The organism is Promicromonospora sp. MEB111 (assembly GCF_030209445.1).
Lineage (GTDB): Bacteria > Actinomycetota > Actinomycetes > Actinomycetales > Cellulomonadaceae > Promicromonospora.
In genome coordinates this window covers 46,910-65,441 of the sequence record NZ_JARVSD010000021.1, presented here as the reverse complement: position 1 = coordinate 65,441, position 18,532 = coordinate 46,910, and the positions used below count along the sequence as shown (strand labels likewise).

At 73.1% G+C, this 18,532-nt stretch carries 13 protein-coding genes; 2 read left to right on the top strand and 11 right to left on the bottom strand.

The features are described from left to right. Positions 1-87: 87 nt before the first annotated feature. The 6 genes from QRN56_RS23845 to QRN56_RS23820 all read right to left on the bottom strand — a co-directional run bounded on the left by QRN56_RS23845 (position 88) and on the right by QRN56_RS23820 (position 6,934). Positions 88-846, bottom strand: a complete 759-nt coding sequence (locus QRN56_RS23845) for a DUF624 domain-containing protein (protein WP_285107487.1) — start codon at positions 844-846, stop codon at positions 88-90. After that, positions 843-1,682, bottom strand: coding sequence for a carbohydrate ABC transporter permease (locus QRN56_RS23840; protein ID WP_285107486.1), 840 nt, complete (start codon positions 1,680-1,682; stop codon positions 843-845). The genes QRN56_RS23845 and QRN56_RS23840 overlap by 4 nt, the downstream gene beginning before the upstream one ends. Next, on the bottom strand, positions 1,682-2,632 hold the full coding sequence (locus QRN56_RS23835; RefSeq protein ID WP_285107484.1) for a carbohydrate ABC transporter permease: 951 nt from the start codon (positions 2,630-2,632) through the stop codon (positions 1,682-1,684). Before QRN56_RS23835 ends, QRN56_RS23840 begins: the two co-directional genes overlap by 1 nt. After that, positions 2,632-3,927 (bottom strand): ABC transporter substrate-binding protein, encoded by a 1,296-nt coding sequence (locus QRN56_RS23830; protein ID WP_285107482.1) that lies wholly within the window; start codon positions 3,925-3,927, stop codon positions 2,632-2,634. Before QRN56_RS23830 ends, QRN56_RS23835 begins: the two co-directional genes overlap by 1 nt. 65 nt (positions 3,928-3,992) lie before the next feature. Next, positions 3,993-5,915, bottom strand: coding sequence for a DUF2264 domain-containing protein (locus tag QRN56_RS23825; RefSeq protein WP_285107481.1), 1,923 nt, complete (start codon positions 5,913-5,915; stop codon positions 3,993-3,995). Then, positions 5,912-6,934: a hydroxyacid dehydrogenase gene (locus QRN56_RS23820; protein WP_350224604.1), complete on the bottom strand. Its 1,023-nt coding sequence runs from the start codon at positions 6,932-6,934 to the stop codon at positions 5,912-5,914. Before QRN56_RS23820 ends, QRN56_RS23825 begins: the two co-directional genes overlap by 4 nt. Positions 6,935-7,107: 173 nt before the next feature. Between QRN56_RS23820 and QRN56_RS23815 the strand changes: the two genes are divergently transcribed. Together QRN56_RS23815 and QRN56_RS23810 are read left to right on the top strand one after the other, a co-directional pair. Then, positions 7,108-9,045, top strand: a complete 1,938-nt coding sequence (locus QRN56_RS23815; RefSeq protein ID WP_285107480.1) for a heparinase II/III family protein — start codon at positions 7,108-7,110, stop codon at positions 9,043-9,045. Further along, entirely contained in the window at positions 9,042-10,136 is a 1,095-nt protein-coding gene (locus QRN56_RS23810; protein ID WP_285107478.1) for a substrate-binding domain-containing protein, read from the top strand. Before QRN56_RS23815 ends, QRN56_RS23810 begins: the two co-directional genes overlap by 4 nt. Here the strand turns inward: QRN56_RS23810 and QRN56_RS23805 are convergent. The 5 genes from QRN56_RS23805 to rhaS form a co-directional block, all read right to left on the bottom strand. After that, positions 10,125-11,696, bottom strand: a complete 1,572-nt coding sequence (locus tag QRN56_RS23805) for a rhamnulokinase (RefSeq protein WP_350224603.1) — start codon at positions 11,694-11,696, stop codon at positions 10,125-10,127. The two genes, QRN56_RS23810 and QRN56_RS23805, sit on opposite strands and share 12 nt — an antisense overlap. Further along, entirely contained in the window at positions 11,693-13,768 is a 2,076-nt protein-coding gene (locus tag QRN56_RS23800; protein ID WP_285107476.1) for a bifunctional aldolase/short-chain dehydrogenase, read from the bottom strand. Before QRN56_RS23800 ends, QRN56_RS23805 begins: the two co-directional genes overlap by 4 nt. Then, positions 13,765-14,940 (bottom strand): L-rhamnose isomerase, encoded by a 1,176-nt coding sequence (gene rhaI / locus QRN56_RS23795; protein ID WP_285107475.1) that lies wholly within the window; start codon positions 14,938-14,940, stop codon positions 13,765-13,767. Before rhaI ends, QRN56_RS23800 begins: the two co-directional genes overlap by 4 nt. A 199-nt stretch (positions 14,941-15,139) precedes the next feature. Further along, positions 15,140-17,161: an N-acetylmuramoyl-L-alanine amidase gene (locus QRN56_RS23790; protein ID WP_285107473.1), complete on the bottom strand. Its 2,022-nt coding sequence runs from the start codon at positions 17,159-17,161 to the stop codon at positions 15,140-15,142. Between the two features lie 338 nt (positions 17,162-17,499). Further along, positions 17,500-18,525, bottom strand: coding sequence for a rhamnose ABC transporter substrate-binding protein (gene rhaS, locus QRN56_RS23785; RefSeq protein WP_285107472.1), 1,026 nt, complete (start codon positions 18,523-18,525; stop codon positions 17,500-17,502). Positions 18,526-18,532: the final 7 nt, after the last annotated feature.

Sequence of the window (18,532 nt, the reverse complement as noted above, 5' to 3'; positions counted from 1 at the left end):
CTGACGGCGTTGACCACAGCGGTTGCTGCCAGACCGAGGGTTCGGCTGGCAGCAACCGCTGTGGTCGATCGCCCCGGGTGGAGCCGGTCAGCGGGGCGGCGTCGACGCCGACAGCGCCGCGGCACGCAGGACGAAGCGGCAGACGCCCCAGGTCGCGAAGAGGAGCGGGGCCGCGGCGAAGCCCAGGCCCACGGCCGGGCGGGTCGCCACGACGCCCACCAGCAGGCCCAGGACGACCAGTGCCCCGGCCGAGAGGTACCAGCGCCGCACCCCGAGCACGAGGGCCGCGAGCAGCACGTCGCGCAGGCGCGCGCCCGGCATCTCGGGCACGGCGGCCAGCGCGAGGATCGCGGTCAGCACGGCGACGGCGGCCAGCGTGACCAGCACGGGGATGGCGGCCGCCCCCGCCGTCCGGCCCCAGAAGAAGGCCACGTCGACGGCGGCCACCACGACGGCGCCGGTCGCGAGCGACCCGATCGCCAGGCCGCGGCGCAGGTGCCGGCGCCAGGCCCGGGCGAAGGTGCGGACCACCGCCGTCGACCCGTCGGCGCTGAAGGCGCCGAACACCGCGAAGGCCGCGACCAGGGCCGGGCCCAGCAGCGGCGCCGCCAGGGCGGCGAACGGCCAGGTCGCGGCGAGGTCGGTCGCCGCGACCAGCACCAGCAGGGGCAGGCACGCGACCGCCAGGAGCAGGTTGGTCATCAGGCCCGTGTAGACGGTGCCGAACACCAGCTCGTAGGTCTCGGGCCCGAGCAGGGTCCGCCGACGGCGCGGCGCGCCGGTACCGGCCGTCCCGGCCGCCGCCCCGGCAGCGCCCGCCGGACCCGCGATCCCCGCGGCACTCACCCCTTCACGCCCGTCGTCGCGATGCCCTGCACGAAGTACCGCTGGCCGAGCAGGAAGATCAGCGCGATCGGCAGGACCGACAGCACGGAGCCCGTCATGATCAGCGCGTGCTCGGCGTTGTACTCGCCGATGAACGACTGGAGGCCGATCTGGATGGTCCACAGCTCGCGGTCGCGCAGGTAGATGAGCGGCCCGAGATAGTCGTTCCACGTCGAGACGAAGGTGATGATCGTCAGCGACGCCAGGGCCGGCACAGACAGCGGCATGATGATGCGCCACCAGATCCCGTACTCGGAGAGCCCGTCGATGCGCGCCGCCTCCGACAGCGAGTCGGGGATCGACTCGTAGTACTGCTTCATGAGGAACACGCCGAAGGCGCCGAACGCCTGCAGCAGCATGATCGCCCACAGGGTGTTGTTCAGGCCCCAGCTCGAGAGCATCTGGAACTGCGGGATCATGTACGACTGCCAGGGCACCGCGATGGTCCCGATGTACAGCAGGAACAGCGCGTCGCGGCCGGGGAAGCGCATCTTGGCGAAGCCGTAGGCGGCGAAGCTGCCGGTCAGCACCTGCAGCAGCGTCACGGCGACGGACAGGACGAGGGTGTTGCGCACCCACGTGACCATGTCGGCCTTGACCCAGATGTCGAGGTAGTTGCGCCACTGCACGGGATCGGGGATCCACTCCACCGGCGCGGTGAACACCTGGTTGTTCTGCTTCAGGGACGAGATCACCATCCAGGCGAACGGGAGCATGATGCCCGCCGCGGCAAGGATCATCACCGCGTAGAGCAGCACCCGGCCGGACCTCCGGAGCGCGGACGGACGGGCGGCCATCACGCCTCCTTCCGCTTGTTGTACAGGAACTGCACCACGGTCACGAGGATGCAGATGAAGAACAGGACGACGGCGACGGCCGAGGCGTAGCCGAACTCGAACTGCTGGAAGCCCTTCTGGTAGATGTACTGGCTGAGCACCAGCGTGGCCTGGCCCGGACCGCCGTCGGTCATGACGAGGATCAGGTCGAAGACCTTGAAGCTCTGGATCGTGACCATGACCGTCACGAAGAACATCGTGGGCCGCAGGCACGGCAGCGTGACGTTCCAGAACCGCTGCCACGCGTTGGCGCCGTCGATCCGCGCCGCCTCGTGCAGCTCACCGGGCACGGTCTGCAGGCCGGCCAGGAACAGGAGCATGTAGTAGCCCATGTCCTTCCACGTGCCCACGATGATCACCGCGGGCATCGCCCAGTCCTTGGAGACCGTCCAGCCGGGCATCTCGCCGTCGACGAACAGGCTCAGGAACTGGTTGATCGGCCCGTACTCGGGGCTGAACAGCATGTTCCACACCACGGCGACCGCGACGATCGACGTGATGTACGGGAAGAAGGCCACCGTGCGGAAGAAGGCGGCGCCGCGCAGCTTCTGGTTCAGCAGCAGCGCCAGGCTCAGCGACACGACGATGGTGATCGGGATGTGCAGCGCGGCGTAGTAGAAGGTGTTGCCCAGCGCGGTGTGGAAGCTCTTGTCCCCCACCAGGCGCGTGAAGTTGTCGAGGCCCACCCATTGCGCGGCACCGAAGATGTTCCAGCTCGTCAGGGAGATGTAGAACAGCGTGACCACGGGGACGAGGGTGAGCACCGCGAAGCCGGCGAAGTTCGGCAGGATGAACGTCCAGCCGACCAGCGCGTTGCGGACCTTGAGCGACGTGCGGGGTGCCCGGACGGGCGGGCGCCCGGGCTGCACGAGCCCGAGCGTCCGCCGGTCGTCGGCGACGGGTGTCGCCATCAGCCGACCTCGTTGGCGACGCGCTCCTCGGCCTCGGTGATCGCCTCGTCCACCGGGGTGGACTCCGACATGATCGCCGAGTGCATCTCGCCGAGGATGGTCTGGATGGCCGCGGTCTTCTGGCCCACCGGGTTCTCCGGCAGCGTGTCGTGCGTGGTGTAGGTGAAGCGGGACAGGTCGTCCTGCGGCACGCCGTCGAGCGCGAAGATCGCGTCGGCCACGGCGTCGTCGATCAGGGCCGGCGTGATGCCGATCTCGGCGAGCGCGGCGGCGCCCTCGGGGCCGGCGGCGAACCGCAGGAAGTCCTTGGCCGTCTCGATCTTGGACTCGTCGATGTTCGAGCTGATGCCCATCGTGGTCGGGTCACCGAACGTGGCCGGGGTGTTCTCCGTGCCGGTCGTCGACTCGTCGAGCTGCGGGATCGGCGCGATGCCCCACTCGAACGTGTCCGCCGCCCCCGACGCCTGCTCGGCGACCAGCGTGCCGATGTACCAGGAACCCATCGGGAGCATCGCTGCCTTCTGGGTGCCGAACTGCGACTGGTAGGCCAGCTCGTTCGTGGTGACCGTCGCGAACGACGGCTGCGAGCCGTTGTCCTGCAGCGCGAGCTGCCGCTCGTAGTACGGCGCCAGGTACGAGAAGTCGCCGCCGTCGAGCGAGGCGCCCTCGGTCTGCGCGAGCGCGAAGCCCTGCACGGTGGACTGCCAGCTGTGCAGGTAGGTGCCCGTGACCTCCTTCTCGCCGATGCCCTTGGTCAGCTGCTCGGCGGCCTCGGCGTAGTCGTCCCAGGTCCAGGAGCCGTCGGGCAGGTCCACGCCGGCCTTCTCGAACAGCTCCTTGTTGTAGTAGAGCAGCCACGAGTCCTGGCGGTAGGGCACCGCATAGGTCTTGCCGTCGACGGCCATCGGCTCCAGGCCGCCCGTCGCCGGGTCGAGCTCGCCCGCCACGTCGGAGATGTCGAGGAGCGTGCCGCCCTCCTGGAACGTGATGTAGTTCTTCAGGTTCTTCACGATGAAGATGTCGGGCGCGGCGCCCGCGGACAGGTCGGCCGTCAGTGCCGTGTCGTAGTCGTCGCCGGCCGGGTACTCCTTGAGCTCCACGGTGACGTCCGGGTTCGCCTCGTGATAGGCGTCCGCGAGCGTCTGGAACTCCGGCGTGGACGCGAAGTCCCAGCCGGCCAGGCTGATGGTGACCGGGCCGTCGGCGGCCGCGGGCTCGTCCTGTCCGCCGCACCCCGTCAGGGCCAGCGACGCGGCGGCGGCGATGCCGAACGCGCTCATGATCTTGCGGTTCATTCCTACTCTCCTTCGAGTGAGTCGTACTGCGACGCCCCGGTGACGAACCACCGGGTGCGTGTGGTTCAGGGCAGAGCTGCCGTGGTCCGTTCCCCGTCCGGCCAGGTCACGAGGGCCTGTCCGGCGGTGAGGTCGAGCTGCGGTGCGGCGGCCGGGGCCGTCGGTGCACCCTGGTCGTCGGCGGAGGCCCGCCCGAGGTGGACGGCGACGCCGGTCCAGCCCTCCGGCACCGGGGCGTACCGCAGCCAGGGGGTGGTCGTCGGGCCGGCGAGCGGCGTCGCGTCCGCGGCCGCGGCCGTGCCGCTGACCGGCGCGATGTCGCCCAGCAGCGGTACGAGCGTCGAGTCGAGGCCGGGCCCGGCGGCCCAGCCCCCGATCCGGAGGGCCGCCGCCCGGGCGTCGACGTCGTCCGCGACCCGGACCAGCCGGACCTCCCAGGCGCCGCGGACGATCGAGACGGTGGTGACCCGACCGGCCGGCGTCGCCACCCCGGGCCGCCCGGACCCGTGGTCGGGCGCGGCCGGATCGGCCTCGACCCAGTGCGCGGAGGCCACGGAGGCCAGCGCCACGGCCGGTCCCGTCGTCTCGACCGGGACCGGTTCGAAGCCCGTGCGGTGGGTCGCCTCGTCCGCCGCGTCCAGGAGCGCCACCGACTGGTCCAGCGGGGAGCGCCAGGCGTCCGCGTCCAGCAGCGGGGACGTCGCGGTCGAGTAGCCGAGCCGCGCGTACAGGGGCGAGTCGCCCCCGTCGGCCCCGGGCAGGGCGTGGTCGGTGCCGTGGTTGATCACGCGGACGATGCCGTCGTCGCGCGTGGCGCTGATCGCCCAGCCGGGAGCGGCCGCCACGGTGAGCACGTCGCCGACGTCGACCGGGAGCGGCTCGGGAGCCGCCGTCCACACCTCGTGCGCGGAGGGCAGCGCCAGGCCCAGGAGGCCCTTGCTCGCCCAGTACGGCGAACCGGTGCCGCTGTACCGCTGCGCGAGGGGGCGCCACGGGTGGTGCCAGCCGAGGGTCAGCAGGCCGTCGTCGCCCGGCACGTCGTGGTCGGCGAAGTGCCGCACGATGCGCGTCGCCGCCTCCCGGAGCTGGCCGGGCCGGCCCACGCCCGACACGGCGCCGGCCCAGAACGGCGCGGCGGCCGCGAAACGGTAGGTGAGGCTGCGGCCCTGCAGCAGCGGGGAGCCGTCGGCGCCCACGAGCGCCAGGGCGTCGTCCAGGTAGCGGGCCAGGTGCTCGCGGTCGGACGCCGAGCGGACGGCCAGGTCGTCCCCCGCCGCCGCCGCGACCTCCGCCGCGCCGGACATCCGCGCCCACAGCGCGGGGTACAGGTGCAGGGCCCAGCCGGCGTAGTGGTCGAAGCTCCGCTCCGGGCCGTCGGCGAACCAGCCGCCGGGCCGGCGGAACCGGTCGTGCGCGGCGAGGTCGCGGGCCACGTCGTCCGCGGAGAACGGGCCGCCGACCGAGCGCAGGAAGGTCTCCACGACGATCCGGAACCAGACCCAGTTGTTGTCCGGGTAGTCCTCGTCGCCCACGACGGTCCCGAGGTAGTCGACCACGTGCTCCTGGGCCGACGGCGCCATGCGGTCCCAGATCCAGGGCCGTGTCAGGTCGAGGATCAGGGCGAGCGACGCCGCCTCGACCTTGGCCTGGCCGTGCTCGTCGGGCCGGGTCCAGCGCTCGGGGTGCGCGGGGTCGGTGCCCGCGGCCAGACCGGCCGCGTACCGCTCGGCGAGGCCGGTCGGGTCCGCGCCGTCCTCCCCCGCGAGCCGGAAGCCCGCGAGCAGGAACGTGCGGGCGAAGCCCTCCAGCCCGTCGACGGCGGTGCCGTACCCGCCCGGCGTGCCGGGCAGCGTGATGAGCGAGCCGCTCGGCGACGCGTACGGCTCGACGGCGGCCAGGAGCCGGTCGGCGTAGGCCGCGAGCCAGGCGCGGGCCTCGGGACCGGACGCGCCCGCGCCGGCCGGGACGGACGAGTTGTGGTGGGTCATGCGACGAACTCCATGTCCTCGCGCGTCACGGCGCTGCGGGACGCCTCGCCCCGCGCGTACCGCTCCAGCTCGTCGAGCGCGGCCGCGGTCATGCGGCGCGCCTCCGTGCCAAGCGACCCCGCGATGTGCGGCGTGATCATGACGTTCGGCAGGTCGTACAGCACCGACGACGCGGGCAGCGGCTCGGGCTCGGTGACGTCGAGCATCGCGTAGATGCGTCCGGTCTCGCACGCGCGCTCCAGCGCCGCGGTGTCGACGACGGCGCCGCGGGCGGTGTTGATCAGCGTGGCGCCGTCGGGCAGCAGCGCGAGCTCGCGCGCGCCGATCAGGTTGCGCGTCGAGGGCAGGTCGGGGGCGTGCAGCGAGACGATGTCGGAGGCCGCCAGCAGCTCGTCGAGGGGCACCAGCCGCGCGCCGGCGTCGGCCACCGCGGCCGGGTCCGCGAGCGGGTCCGCCACGAGGATCTCGCGGGTCTCGGGGCCGGAGCCCGGCACGGTCAGCCGCGCGACCACCTGGCGCCCGGTCCGGGAGAAGCCGACGATGCCGACGACCCGGCCGCGGTTGGACAGCTCGCCGTGCTCGCCCAGGTAGGACCAGTCGTCGCGGCGCTTGCGCGCGATGTTCGCGAGGAAGGGCGCCTTCTTGCCGGCCATCAGGATCGCGGCGACCGTGAACTCCGCGACCGGCAGCGCGTTCTCGGCCACGGCGTTGGTCACGAGCAGCCCGCGGTCCCAGACGGCGTCGGACACGAGCGACCGGACCGAGCCCGCGCAGTGCAGCACGGCGCGCAGGTTCGGCGCGAGGTCGAGCACGTCGGCGGTGATGCGCGGAGCGCCCCAGGAGGTGAGGAGCACCTCGACGTCGGCCAGCCGGGCCTTGGCCTCGGGGGTGTCGTACGCGGTCACACGGGCGGGCTCGCCGAGCCTCGCGATCGCGCGCAGCCGGGAGTCCTCGTCCGGGCCGAACTGCATACGCAGTGCCCGATCGTCCATGACGAGCAGGGCCTCAGGTCGCCGCACCACCGCGCTCCTCTCCATCGAGTCCGCGTTCGCCTGACCGTTCAGACGAACAATTCCGATCACCTACGATCGAACGATGGCCCATTGAAGCCCACCCGACTGGCCGTTGGCAAGCCCCTGGCATTCGGGAAAGAGTTCCACTACGATCATTTTCGATCATTGGAGATACGCACATGACAGCACCGTCGCTGCCTGCGCCCGACGTCACGGCCCGGAGCCTCTGGGCCGGCCCGGGCATGGCGGGCGCGCTCGCCGCCACGCTCGCCGCTGCCGACGCCGAGCGCGGTACCCCCTGGCCGCAGCCCCTGGCCTCGCAGTACGCCCGGTTCTTCCGCGACGGCGTCCGCACGGTCTACGAGGCGCAGGTCGCGGCCCGGCAGGCGCGGCTGACCCGCGCCACGCTCGCTGCCCTCGTCGACCCGAGCGACGAGCGTGTCGACGAGGTGGTCGACGGCGTGCTGCTGCTGTGCGAGCAGTCCTCGTGGTGCTGGGCCGCGCACGACGACACGTTCGACCGGTTCGGCCGGATCACGCCCACGGTCACCGAGCCGTACCTGGACCTCGGCGCGGGCGAGGTGGCCGCGCAGCTCGGGTGGGTCGACCACCTGCTCGGCCCGGCCCTCGACGAGCGCGCGCCCGGCGTGCGCTGGCGCGTCCGGCAGGAGGCGCAGGCCAGGGTCCTGCGGCCGTTCACCGAGCGGCGTGACTGGTGGTGGCTCGGCGTCGACCACCCGATCATGAACTGGAGCCCCTGGATCCAGGGCAACGTGCTCGCCGCCAACCTCGTGCTGGAGGAGGACCCGGACCGGCGCCGGGCCACCTCGGCCCTCGTCGCGGAGGGCATCGCCGCGTACTGGGCGTCCCTGCCGGACGACGGCGGCGTCGACGAGGGCTACCACTACTGGTGGCAGGGCGCCGCCCGGGCCCTGGAGGCGCAGGACCTGCTCGCGTTCGCGGGGATCGAGCCGGCTCCCGAGGCCCTGGCACGGATCCGCGCGACCGTGGCGTTCCCGCACGCGATGCACCTGGGCGGCGACTGGTACGTCAACGTGGCCGACAGCGCCGCGCGGCCGCTCGCCACCTGGCCGTGGAACGTCGTGCACGCGTGGGCGCTGCGCGTGGGCGACGAGGCGGCGGCACGGCATGCGGCGTCGTACCGCGGGCGGCCCGGCGGGCTGTTCGACGAGCGCGCCTCCCTGCCCCGAGCCGTGGGCCTGCTGACCGGATCCTGGGCGGACGCTCCCGCCGCCGCGCCGCCGCTGGTGGGGCGTTCGGTGTTCCCGTCGACGGGCGTCGCGGTCGCGCGCTCCGCGCCCGGGTCGGCGCGTGGCGTCGCGGTGTCGGTCAAGGGTGGGCACAACGACGAGAACCACAACCACGTGGACGTCGGCTCGGTGATCGTGGCGCTCGACGGCGTGCCCGTCGTCGTGGACGCGGGCAAGCCCACCTACCGCGCGGGCACCTTCGGGCCCGACCGGTACGACCTGTGGGTGGTCCGGGGCGACTGGCACAACGTCCCCCGGGTCCGCGGGGTGGAGCAGGCGCCGGGCCCGGAGTTCGCCGCCCGCGCCTTCGAGGTGTCGGACGACGGGGGCGACGGCGCTGACGAGACCGATGGGGCCGACCGGACCGGCGGGGCCGACGCCGGTCCGGCGGCGGGCTGGCGGGCGCGGGTGGACCTGGCCGGCGCCTACCCGGTCGGTGGGCTGGAGCACTGGTGGCGGGACGTGCGGCTGGACCCCGGCGCCGAGACCATGACCGTCGAGGACTCCTGGGAGTTCTCGCCCGCGGCGTCGGGCGATCCGGCCGGTCCGACGGCGTGGCACTGGCTGCTCGCCGGCGACGTGACGCTCACCCCCGGCCGGGCGGTCGTCGGGTTCGCGCCGGACGGTACCCCGGACGGGTCGACCCCCCGTACGCTCGCCCTCACCTGGGACGTCGCGGACGTCGACGCCGAGCTCGACGTGCGCGCGCTGGACGACCCGGAGCTGTCCGCCGTATGGGGTGAACACCTGACCCGGTTGCGACTCACGGCGCGCGCAGAGGCGCAGTCGGGCGCGTTCCGGGTCACCATGAGACCCACCGGGTCGGGATCGCAGGAGGTTGCATGACGCAGGAAGCGCCGCTCCCGAGCGAGCGTCGGGCGCGCCTGATCGCGCGGGTGCGGGAGACGGGTTCGGCACGCGTGAGCGACCTGTCGCGCGTGCTCGGTGTCACGCCGGTGACGGTGCGGCGCGATCTCGCCGTGCTCGTCATGGACGGCGCGCTGGAGAAGGTGCACGGCGGGGCCCGCATCCCGGCCCGCACGGCCGGGAAGCAGGACGTCGAGGACACGGCCGACGCCGGGCAGCCGACCATCGGCGTGGTCGTGCCGTCGCTCGACTACTACTGGCCCGAGGTGATCCGCGGCGCGCGGGGTGCCGCGGACGGCACGGCGCGGCTGATCCTGCGGGGCGGGTCCTACGACGTGGACCAGATCCGACACCAGCTCGCGGCGCTCGTCGGGGAGGACGGCGGTCCGGGGGTCGACGGCCTGCTCGTCGCGCCGCCCGCCTCCGGGCCCGACGCCACCGAGCTGGGCGACTGGCTCGCCGGCCTGGACCTGCCCGTGGTGCTGATGGAACGGCGCCTGGTGGGGGGCCCGTACCGCGAGCCCCTGGAGTCGGTCGCCACCGACCACGCGCTCGGCTCGGGCACGGCGGCGCGCCACCTCGCGGAGCGTGGCCACCGGCAGGTGGGTCTGGTGACGTCGCGGACCAGCCCGCACTCCGGGGCCGTCCGCCGCGGGTTCCTCGCGGCGGCGGAGGATCTGGCGTTCGACGTGGTGCTCGACCTGGAGACCGCGCCGCTGGCCGACCCCGACTGGGCCGCCGACGCCGCGTCCGTGCTGGACCGGTGCGCCGAGACGGGCGTGACCGCGGTGCTGGTGCACTCCGACCGGGAGGCGATCTCGCTGGTGGAGCTGGCGCGCGAACGCGGCGTGCGGGTGCCCGCGGACCTCGCGGTGGTCGCCTACGACGACGAGGTGGCCGCCCTGGCCGACCCGCCGCTCACCGCGGTGAGCCCGCCCAAGGCCGCGATCGGCGCGGGTGCGGTGGAGCTGCTGACGCGCCGGCTCGCGGACGCCGAGCGCCCGGTGCACCGGATCGAGCTGAGCCCCCGGCTGATCGTCCGCGGGTCGAGCGCCGGCTCAGGGGTGTAGCGGCTCAGGTCGTCGAGGCTCAGGGTCGTACCGCCGCAGCGTGACGCTCGCGCGCACGACGTCGCGCAGCGCCGTCAGGTCGCCCGACAGCACCCCGACGGCGCGGGCCTGCACCAGCACGTTCCCGAGCGCCGTGGCCTCGACCGGGCCGGCGACCACGGGCAGCCCGGTCGCCTCGGCGGTCAGCCGGCACAGCAGCTCGTTCCGCGAGCCGCCGCCCACCACGTGCACGGTGTCCACGACCACGCCCGCCAGCGCCGACGCGTTCGAGACCGCCCGCGCCGAGGCGGCCGCGAGGCTGTCGAGGACCACCCGGACCAGGGCGGGCCGCGCGGCGGGGCCGTCCGAGGGGAGGTCGACGCCGAGGCGCGCGACGGCGTCCGACACCCGGCGCGGCATGTCGCCCGGGGCGAGGAACTCGTCGCCGTCCACGTCGACCAGGCAGCGGCCGCCCGGCTCGGCGGCGGCCGCCGCCAGCAGGCCGGGCAGGTCCACGGGCGCGCCGTCGTCGTGCGCCCACGCCCGGACGCACTCGTCCAGCACCCACAGGCCCATGACGTTGCGCAGGTAGCGCACGGTCCCGTCGAGGCCGAGCTCGTTGGTGAAGTTCGCCTCGCGGCTCGCCGCGGAGAGCACGGGCTCGGGCAGCTCCAGCCCGACCAGCGACCACGTGCCCGACGAGACGTACGCCCCGGCGGCCCCCAGCGGCGTGGCCGCCACGGCGGACGCGGTGTCGTGCGAGGCGACGGCGAGCACCGGCACGTCGCCGAGGCCGGTCGCCTCCCGCACCTCGGGCACGAGGTGCCCGACGACGGCGCCGGGCTCGACGAGCTCCGGCAGCCGGTCCCGCAGCCCCGCGAGCCCGGCGTACTCCGCCCCGAGCCCGTCCAGGAGCTCGCCCGACCAGCTGCGGGAGCGGGCGTCGAGCAGCCCCGTGGTGGACGCGTTGGTCACCTCCGCGACCCGGCGGCCGGTGAGCCGGTACGTGATCAGGTCGGGCACCAGCAGCAGGTGCCGGGCCTGCGCCCACTCCTCGCCGCCGACGCCGGTCGAGACCCCCGCGACGAGCTGGAACTCGGTGGTGAACTGCAGGTGCTGCAGCCCGTTGATCGCGTAGTGGTCGGCGAACGGCACGTGCTCGTACACCTCGTCGGCCACGTGGTCCGTGCGGGCGTCGCGGTAGCAGAACGGGTCCGCCACCAGGTCCCCGGCGGCGTCGAGGAACGCGTGGTCCACGGCCCACGCGTCCACGCCGATCCCCCGGACCTCGACGCCGCGCTCCCGCGCGAGATCTCCCGCGGCCCGCAGCCCGTCGAGGATCCCGCGCCACAGCGCGCGCACGTCCCACCGCAGGGCGCCGTGCTCGTCCGCCCGGGGCCCGTTCGGGAACCGGCCGCACTCGACGAGCTCGACCCTCGGTTCGCCGTGCACCACCCCGAGCATCACCCGGCCGCTGGTCGCGCCCAGGTCGATCGCGACGAACCCGGCTTCGGCCGGGCCGGCCGCCGGTGGCACGGCCCCGCCCCGCGCCGCGCCGGCCCCGCCCACGGACTCGCTCACCGCAGGAACGCCGCTGCCACGCCCGCGTCGACCGGCACGTGCAGGCCCGTCGTGTGCGAGAAGTCGGAGGTGCACAGCGCGAACACGGCGTTCGCCACGTTCTCCGGCAGCACCTCGCGCTTGAGCAGGGTGCGCTGCGCGTAGAACTCGCCGAGCTTCTCCTCCGGAACGCCGTAGACCGCCGCCCGGTTGGCGCCCCAGCCGGACGCGAAGATCTCGGACCCGCGCACCACGCCGTCGGGGTTCACGCCGTTCACGCGGATGCCGTACTGCCCCAGCTCGGCGGCCAGCAGGCGCACCTGGTGCGCCTGGTCGGCCTTGGTCGCCGAGTAGGCGATGTTGTTGGGCCCCGCGAACACAGAGTTCTTGGACGAGATGTAGACGATGTCGCCGCCCATGCCCTGGTCCACCAGCACCCGCGCCGCTTCCCGCGAGACCAGGAACGAGCCCTTGGCCATCACGTTGTGCTGCAGGTCCCAGTCGGCCTCGGTGGTGTCGAACAGCGACCGCGACAGGGAGAGCCCGGCGTTGTTGACCACGAGGTCCACGCCGCCGAACGCGAGCACCGCCTCCTGGACCGCCGCCTGGACGGCGGCCTCGGAGGACACGTCCACGGCCACGCCGATCGCGACGTCGGCCGATCCGAGCTCGGCCGCCGACGCGGTCGCCTTCTCCAGGTCGAGGTCCGCGACCACCACGCACGCGCCCTCGGCCGCCAGCCGGGTGGCGATCGCCCTGCCGATGCCCGACGCCGCCCCGGTCACCAGTGCGACCCGGGTCGCCAGGGGCTTGGGCGCGGGCATGCGCCGCAGCTTGGCCTCCTCCAGCGCCCAGTACTCGATGCGGAACTTCTCGGCCTCCGCGATGGGGGCGTAGGTCGAGATCGTCTCCGCGCCGCGCATCACGTTGATCGCGTTGACGTAGAACTCGCCGGCCACGCGTGCCGTCTGCTTGTTCCGGCCGAAGGAGAACATGCCCACGCCCGGGACCAGCACGATCGCCGGGTCGGCACCGCGCATGGCGGGCGGCTCCTCGCCGCGGGCCCGGGCCGCCGCGGCGCCCCGGTCGTAGTAGGCGGCGTAGTCGGCGCGGTAGGCCTCGTGCGCGGCCCGGAGCGCGGTCACGGTCTCCTCGACCGTGGCCGACGTCGGCACGTCGACCACCAGCGGCTTCACCTTGGTGCGCAGGAAGTGGTCGGGGCAGCTCGTGCCGAGCTCGGCCAGGGGCACCAGCCGCTCGCGCGCGACGAAGTCCAGCACCGGCTCCGAGTCGGTGAAGTGGCCCACCTGCGGGGCGTCGATGCTGGCCAGGCCACGGATCACCGGCGCGAGCGCGGCGGCCCGCGCCCTGCGTTCGGCGTCGGGCAGGGGCTCGTAGCCGGGGCGCACCGCGCCGAAGGCGTGGGTCTCCCGGGCCGCGGCCCGGGCCGCGATGAACTCCTCGGCCCGGCGGATGATCCCGAGGGACCGCTCCTCCGCCTCGGCCGAGGTGTCGCCCCACGCGGTGATGCCGTGGCCGCCCAGGACGCACCCGACCGCCTGCGGGTTGGCCGCCTTGATGGCCGCGATGTCGAGGCCGAGCTGGAAGCCCGGCCGGCGCCAGGGCACCCACACGACCTCGTCGCCGAAGATCTCGGCGGTCAGCGTCTCGCCGTCGGCGGCCGCGGCGATCGCGATGCCGGCGTCGGGGTGCAGGTGGTCCACGTGGGCGGCGTCGACCAGGCCGTGCATCGCCGTGTCGATCGACGGCGCCGCGCCGCCCTTGCCGTGCAGGCAGTAGTCGAACGCGGCGACCATCTCGTCCTCGCGCTCCTCACCCGGGTACACGTCCACGAGGGCGCGCATCCGGTCCAGCCGCAGCACGGCCAGGCCCTGCTCGGTGAGCGTGCCGAGGTCGCCGCCGGAGCCCTTGACCCACAGCAGCTCGACGGCCTCGCCCGTCACGGGGTCGGTGGCGGTCCCCTTCGCGGACGTGTTGCCGCCCGCGTAGTTGGTCACCCGGGGATCGGAGCCCAGCCGGTTCGACCGGCCCACCAGGTCCTCGACCACGCCGGATCCGCTGACGTCGTTCATGCTCCCCATCCCGCCTGCGCGCCACCGACGCGCTCGCTCGCGATCTTCTCGGCATAGCCCGACGCCGCGAAGGCCGCAGTCGGGTTCGGGTCCAGCCCCATCTCCTCGCGCACCTGCGCCACGAGCGGCCGGACGTCGGTGTCGTAGGCGTCCATGAGCACGCCGTGCGCGCCGAGCACGTCCCCCGCGAGCTGCGCCGCCTCCAGGGCCTCGACGTCGACGAGCAGCGCCTTGGCCGTCGCCTCCTGGACGTTCATGACGGACCGGATCTGGGCGGGGATCTTCGGCTCGATGTTGTGGCACTGGTCGAGCATGAAGTTCACGCCGCTGTCCGGGGCGTGCGCCCCGGCGGACACGATCTCGTGCATGATCCGGAAGAGCTGGAACGGGTCCGCGGCGCCGACCATGAGGTCGTCGTCGGCGTAGAACCGGCTGTTGAAGTCGAAGGCGCCGAGCCGGCCCTGGCGCAGGAGCTGCGCCACGATGAACTCGATGTTGGTGCCGGGCGCGTGGTGGCCCGTGTCCAGCACGACCTTCGCCCGGTCGCCGAGCGCCATGACGTGCAGCAGCGACGTGCCCCAGTCCGGCACGTCGGTGACGTAGAAGGCCGGCTCGAAGAACTTGTACTCGAGCACCATGTGCTGGTCGTCGTCGAGCGCGGCGTAGATCTCGGCCAGCGACTCGGCGATCCGGTCCTGACGGGCCCGGATCGAGTCCTGGCCGGGGTAGTTGAGGCCGTCGGACAGCCAGACCTTGAGGTCCTTGGACCCCGTGGCGCGCATGACGTCGATGCACTGCTTGTGGTGGTCCACGGCCTTGGCCCGCACCCGCGGGTCGGGGTGGGCGAGCGAGCCCAGCATGAAGTCCTCGTCCTGGAAGACGTTGGAGTTGATCATGCCGATCTGCACGCCCAGGTCGGCGGCGTGCCGGGCGAGCGCGCCGAAGTCGTCGACGAGGTCCCACGGGATGTGCAGGCTGACGCGCGGGGCGACACCGGTGTACCGGTGCACCTGGGCGGCGTCGGCGATCTTCTCGAACGGGTCACGCGGCACGCCCGGCTGGCTGAAGACCTTGAACCTCGTGCCCGAGTTGCCGAAGGCCCAGGACGGCAGCTCGATCGTCTGCTGCCGGAGCGCGGACCTGGCCGCCTCGACACGTGTGGATGCCGCCATGGCGTCCTCCCTCTCCGCGCACGCCCTCGTGCGCACCTTGAAACGATTCATTACGAGCCTATTCCCCACCCGCCCAAGGGTCAAGACGCAAGGGGAGCACGGCGCCACGCGCCACGGCGGGTGGTCGGTGGTTCGTCAGGTGATCGGCAGCCCGGGCTGCCGATCACCTGACGAACCACCGACCACCCGAGCCACCCCGTCAGTACCTCGCGTCCGCCGCGGCCAGGTACTTCGTGGTCACCACGATCGCGCGGCGCAGCGTGGCCTCGTCCTCGGTGGTACCGGCCGTCGTGAGGCGCTTGACCCAGGTGTCGGCCTGGGCGGTGGTCGGCGCGACGCCGAGGTAGTGCTGGTAGGTCGCCACGACCCGGTACCGCACCGCCTGCGGGTTCTTCCACAGGGCATTGACCACGCCCGCGCGGCCCAGGGTGTTCAGCCGCGGCATCCAGTGCTTGAGCTGGTCCGACGTCGGCGGCCGGTGCAGGATGTGCTGGTACAGCGCGGTGACGTACTTCGCGTCGGTGCCGCCCACGTGCTTGTAGTAGGTCGAGGTGCCCATCAGGTACGGCTCGATCTGGTCGATCGTCCGCGTCTTCTTCTTGACCATGGCGAGGTAGTTGGCCGTCTGGGTGGCCGACGGCGTGTAGCCGAGGGTCGCCTGGAACGCCTGGCTGATGCGGACCTTGCGGTAGTTGTCCGACTTGGCCATGCCGTCGGCCAGCACGCCCGGCCCGTCCACCGAGACGCGGTAGGACCAGCTCTCGATGTCCGTGGCCGTGGCCGCCCGGCCGAGGTAGTCCTGGTACATCGCCTGCACGAAGTTCTTGGACTGCTCGTCCACCTCCGCGTACTGCTTCGCGTACACGGCAGCCTGGTCCTGGATCCCGGACAGCAGCGGGTAGGCGAGCTCGCCCGGGCACTCGGTCTGGTGCGTGTCGCGGTGCCCGAAGACCCGCGGCAGCGTCACCTGGTCGCCCGCGTAGTAGCGACCGCCGTCGGTGTGGCCGGCGGCGGTGAGGACCGTCGTCTCGTCCGGGTTCACGTCGTACTGCGCGAGGCGGCTGCCGATGATCTTGGCCACGCCGTCCCGCTGGGCGGTGGTGGGCTTCACGCCCGCCGCCGTCGTGTACGTGCCGATCATCGCGACGCCGACCGTGCCGGTGTTGAAGCCGCCGGTGTGGGCGCCGATGATCGGCTCCTCGATGCTGCCGTCGGCGCCCTCGTAGATGTTGCCCCACTTGTCGACCAGGAAGTTGTAGCCGATGTCGCACCAGCCGTGCGTCTGCTGGTGGTACGCCTGGTCGTTGCGGATGGCCTGCATGGCCTCGGCCACGGTGGCGTAGTCGTTCGGGTTCACCGTGTGGTGCACGGCCGCGGCCTTGAGGCCGCCCTCGGCAGGGAACCAGGTGGGGCCGGTGCCCGGCTCGAGGCAGCGGGGCGCGGCGCCCCACTCCTCGCGCGTGATGATCGTGGGCCCCGCCGTGGTGGCCGACGGCGCGACCGTGCCCGACGTCGTCGCCGCGGCCGTGGTGACCTGCGCCGACGAGACGAGGCTGAGCTCCACGCCCGCCGGGAACTCGGCGGCCTCGTCCACCGTCGCGAGCTGCACGGCGTCGGCCTCGCCCACGTAGACCGGCGCGGACGTCACGACGGCGGAGCCGCCGTCGGCGCCGTCCGTGGACTTCTCCAGGTGGCTCCAGCCGCTCCAGGTCCCATCGGTGGCCCGGGTACGCACCTGCATCTCGGGAACGACGTGATCGATCTCGGCCGGCCAGGACAGCCCGACCGTCTGGAACCCGTCCGGCACCTCGATGGCGCCCGCGATCCGTCCGTCGGTGTCGGCGGTGTCGAGCACCACGGCGCCGTCCGCCGCCGTGGCGGTCCCGGCGGCCGCCTCCGGGTCCGCACCCGTGACGTCGTCGACCACGGCGGTCTCCTCGGCCGGGGCCGCGGCGACCTCGACGGTCTCGACCTGCGCCTCCGTGGTGCCGGCGTCGGGCAGCGCGGAGTCCGCGGGGGCCGCGATGCCCTCGGGCTCCAGGGACGGTTCCGCCGTCAGCGCCGTCGCCGCCGGAGCCAGCGCGCCGCCGAGCACCATCGCCGGCGCCACGCCGAGGATGATCGTCCTGCCCACCGCGGTCCCGGCGAGCGCCGGCTTGCCCGCGCTGTGCCGGGGACCCTGCTTCGACCTGGATGCCGGTGCTGCCGCGTGCCGAACCACTGTGTCCTCCTCGCATCGAAACGCGTCGGCCGCACGGGGTGCGGCCGACGCGAAGAACAGGGTGACGTTAGTGGTGACCAGGCACGACGCCCCCAGGTTTCACCCCTGCGGAGCGGGTGATCTTTTCCTGGACACCGCCTGGATCACCCGGGGGGCGCCGGAGGGCACGGCAGTCGCCGGGGACAACCCGAACTCCCCCTTGGAGCCGGGGTTACTCCGCTTTGAAGGGTCGCAAAGAGGAGCAACCCCGGCCTCAAAGGGGAGCTCGGCCGGACGTCACATCACGTCACGGCATGTCACGTCACGGCACGCGGCTCGACGACGAGGCCGGAGCAGGGTCAGAAGTCGAAGTCGTCGATGTTGCTCTTGTCGAACACGAACGGCTCGCCGAGCAGCACCTCGCCGTCGGCCCCCACGGTGTACTCACCGAGCCGGCCGGCCTCGAAGGTGTCGCCCTCCTCGCCCGTGATGTCGCCCGCCACGAGAGCCGCGGCGGCCTGCGTCGCCAGGTAGCCCAGGTCGGTCGGGTTCCACAGCGCGAACGCCTCGACGGTGCCGTCGTCGACGTACTCGCGCATCTGGTTGGGCGTGCCGAGGCCCGTGACCGCGACCTTGCCCTTGTACTCGGACGTCGACACGTAGCGCGCCGCCGCGGCGATGCCCACGGTCGTGGGTGACACGATCCCCTTGAGGTCCGGGTGGGACTGGAGCAGCGCCGCCGTCTTGTCGAACGACGTCTGGTCGTCGTCGTCGCCGTAGGCGGTCTCGACGAGCTCGATGTCCGGGTAGTCGGAGGCCAGCTTCTCCTCCATGATCGCGATCCACGCGTTCTGGTTGGTCGCGTTGGCCGACGCCGAGAGGATGGCGATCTCGCCCTCGCCACCGATCTGGTCGGAGATGAGCTCGAGCTGCTTGTCCGCGATGCCCTCGGCCGAGGCCTGGTTGACGAACAGGTCGCGGTACTGCGGCTCGGTGTCCGAGTCGAACGTGACCACCTTGGTGCCCGCGGACCGCGCCTCGTCGAGCGCGTCGCCGATCGCCGTCGGGTCGTTCGCCGAGATCACCAGCGCGCTCACGCCCTGCTGGGCGGCGGTGTTGATGAACGGCACCTGCGAGTCGGGCGACGCCGTGTCCGGCCCCACCTCGTCGACGGTGGCCCCCAGCTCCTCGGCCGCCTCCTCCGCGCCCGCGGTGGACGCCTCGAAGTACGGGTTGCCCAGATTCTTGGGCAGCATCGTGATGGTGGCGCCCTCGGTCTCGCCGCTGGCGCCGTCACCACCCTCGTCGCCCCCGCCGCCGCAGGCGGTCAGCCCCAGTGCGAGCACAGCGGCCGTGCCGGCCGCGAGCACAGATGTGAACCTCATCGTTCGT